The sequence below is a fragment of the Xanthobacter sp. BG11Y11_SDJG genome (assembly GCF_057364445.1).
Genome location: NZ_JBNFNU010000488.1, coordinates 1 through 2,722, shown reverse-complemented (window position 1 = coordinate 2,722; position 2,722 = coordinate 1). Strand labels below are relative to the sequence as shown.

Here is a 2,722-nt window from a genome sequence, read left to right as displayed (position 1 = left end):
GGTCGCGCGCCGCGGAGAGAATGCGCGCAGCGGCGGCGGTGGCGCGCGCGCGGCCTTGGCGCGCTCCCCCGGCACGAGGCGCAGCAAGCCGCGATATTCCTTCATCGCTTGCGGGCGTCGTGCACCATCTTGGTGGGATCGGACAGCTGCGCCGCCTTCTCCACCTTGGCGAGCACCGCCTCCAAAGCGAGGAGCACCTTCGCCCCGTCGGCGGCCATGCCCGCCGGCGGGGGCGCGGCCAGGGTGCGGCCAAGGGGGGAGGCGGGCGCGGCGTCGTCTCTTAATCCGGTCATCGCACAAGTCTGCCACGGCGGGGCCGGCGCGTCTCCCCCACCGCTCCGCGGGCCATGTCCGCGTTCGGATATTGGCCGCAGCGCGCGCCCTCCCCGCTGCCGGGACGGGCGCGCCTCAGCTGCCGCCGATGAAGATGCCCGCCGCCAGCACCAGCGCGCCGCCGATCACCACCTGGAACACCGAGCGCCAGAACGGGGTCTCTAGATAGCGGTTCTGGATGAAGGCGATGGCCCACAATTCCACGAACACGATGGCGATGGCGAGCACCGTCGCGGTCCAGAATTCCGGAATGAGATAGGGCAGAGCGTGGCCGAGGCCGCCGACCGCGGTCATCACGCCCGAGGCGATGCCGCGCTTCAGCGGCGAACCGCGGCCGGAGATGACGCCGTCGTCGTGCACCGCCTCGGTGAAGCCCATGGAGATGCCCGCGCCCACCGCGGCGGCGAGGCCCACCAGCAGCGTGGTGTGGGAATCCTGCGTGGCGAAGGCGGTGGCGAAGATCGGCGCCAGGGTCGAGACCGAGCCGTCCATGAGCCCGGCGAGGCCCGGCTGCACCCAGGTGAGCACGAACTGGCGGCGCGCCTTCTCGTCTTCCTCCTGCTTCTTGTCGACGGGCAGGTATTTCGCGGCCAGCGAACCCGCAATCTCCTCGTGCTGCACCTCCACCTTGTAGAGGCTTTCCAGCAGCGCGCGGGTGCCGGGATCGGTCGCCTTCTTCTGCGCCTGAAGATAGAAATTGGCGCTCTCGTCCTCCATCCGGCCGACTTCCTGGCGGATGCGGTCGATGCCGAGATTGCAGATCACCCAGGCCGGCCGGCGGCCATAGTAGCCGGCGATGCTCTCGCGCCGGATCAGCGGCACATGGGCGCCGAAGCGGCGCTCGAAGTCGCGCCTGAGGTTCGCCGCATGCCCGCGCTCCTGCGCCGCCATGCCCTCGAAGACATGGGCCGTGTCGGGATACGCGGCGCGCAGCGCGGCGGCGTAGTCGTCATAGATGCGCGCGTCGTCATCTTCCGACGCGATGGCGAGGGCGAGCACCTCCTTCTCGTCGAGATCGGAGAAGCGCCTGCGGCCCACAAGCGCGGGGAGGGCGGAGAACATCCCGTGACTCCAGTTTAAATTGATTCTAAAGAAACATATGAGGCGCCTCAGGCGACGCGGCAATGACGGTCGCGTGTGCCCGCCAAGGGCGAAGTGCCGCAGGAGCCGGACGCCGCGCCTTCCGGAGAAGCAATGCACGGCCAGGACCATAAGGCCAGCGCCCCCCTCGCGACCGCCGCGCCCGCCGGCGGCTGGGTGCTGTTCGCGCTGGCGGCGCTGCCCCTGCTGGTGGGCACCGTGCTGCTGCTCGCCTTCGGCCGGCGCGAGGAGGCGCAGATCGCCTTCGTGCTCGGCACCGTTCCGGTGCTGGCCGCGCTGGCGCTGGAGATCATCCGCGCGCTCAGGGACGGCCAGTTCGGCCTCGACATCCTCGCCGCACTCTCCATGAGCGCCGCTTTGGCCTTCGGCGAGCCTTTGGCCGGCAACGTGGTGGCGCTGATGTATGCCGGCGGCCAGTTCCTGGAGGCATTGGCGCAGAGCCGGGCGCGGCGCGAGATGACGGCGCTCGTTGCCCGCGCGCCGCGCACCGCCCTGCGGGCGCGAGGGCGACGACCTCGTCAGCCGGCCGATCGCGGCGATCGGGCCCGGCGACGCGCTTCTGGTGCGCCACGGCGACGCGGTGCCGGTGGACGGACGCATCGCCGGCGGCTCCGGCCTGCTCGACCAGTCGGCCATCACCGGAGAGGCCCGCCCGGTGCGGCGCGGCGCCGGCGAGACCGCTTTGTCGGGGTCGGTCAATGTGGGTCCCGCCTTCGACATGGTGGCGCTGAAGCGCGCGGACGAGAGCACCTATGCCGCCATCGTCCGGCTGGTGGAGGCGGCCGCCGCCAGCCGCGCGCCCTTGGTGCGGCTGGCCGACCGCTACGCGCTCGGCTTCCTCGCCGTCTCGCTGGCCCTGGCGGCGGGCGCAGCGCTCCTGTCCGGCGACCCGCGCCGCGCGCTCGCGGTGCTGGTGGTGGCGACCCCCCTGCCCGCTCATCCTCGCGGTTCCGGTGGCGCTCATGGCCGGCCTGTCCCGGGCCGCCAAGCTCGGCGTGCTGGTGAAGAGCGGCGGCGCGCTGGAGGCGATGGCGCGGGTGCGCGCGCTGGTGCTGGACAAGACCGGGACGCTCACCGAAGGCCGCGCCGCCATCGCCGCCATCGACGTGGCGGACGGCTTCGACCCGGACGAGGTGCTGCGCCTCGCCGCCAGCCTCGACCAAGCCTCGAACCATGTGGTGGCGGAAGCGCTGGTGGTGGCCGCTCGCGCGCGCGGCCTCGCTTTGTCGGCACCGCAAACGTGGAGGAGGACGGCGGCGCGGGCCGTCACCGGCCGGGGTGGAGGGCC

General features: G+C 72.2%; 2 protein-coding genes and 2 pseudogenes. 2 read left to right on the top strand and 2 right to left on the bottom strand.

The window, feature by feature from the left end:
• Positions 1 to 101: 101 nt before the first annotated feature.
• Positions 102 to 293, bottom strand: coding sequence for a hypothetical protein (locus AC2W7M_RS23295; protein WP_486135296.1), 192 nt, complete (start codon positions 291 to 293; stop codon positions 102 to 104).
• 115 nt (positions 294 to 408) lie between these two features.
• Entirely contained in the window at positions 409 to 1,395 is a 987-nt protein-coding gene (mbfA, locus tag AC2W7M_RS23290; RefSeq protein ID WP_486135294.1) for an iron exporter MbfA, read from the bottom strand.
• A 601-nt stretch (positions 1,396 to 1,996) separates the two neighbouring features.
• Here mbfA and AC2W7M_RS23285 point away from each other — a divergent pair.
• Positions 1,997 to 2,152 (top strand): annotated as a pseudogene (locus AC2W7M_RS23285) (P-type ATPase actuator domain-containing protein); the annotation flags it as partial.
• A 244-nt stretch (positions 2,153 to 2,396) separates the two neighbouring features.
• Positions 2,397 to 2,722: pseudogene (locus AC2W7M_RS23280) on the top strand (heavy metal translocating P-type ATPase); the annotation flags it as partial.

Excerpts from the sequence above, each read along its gene's own strand:
- AC2W7M_RS23295 (WP_486135296.1), bottom strand. The coding sequence starts at position 293 with ATGACCGGATTAAGAGACGACGCCGCGCCCGCCTCCCCCCTTGGCCGC.
- mbfA (WP_486135294.1), bottom strand. The coding sequence starts at position 1,395 with ATGTTCTCCGCCCTCCCCGCGCTTGTGGGCCGCAGGCGCTTCTCCGAT.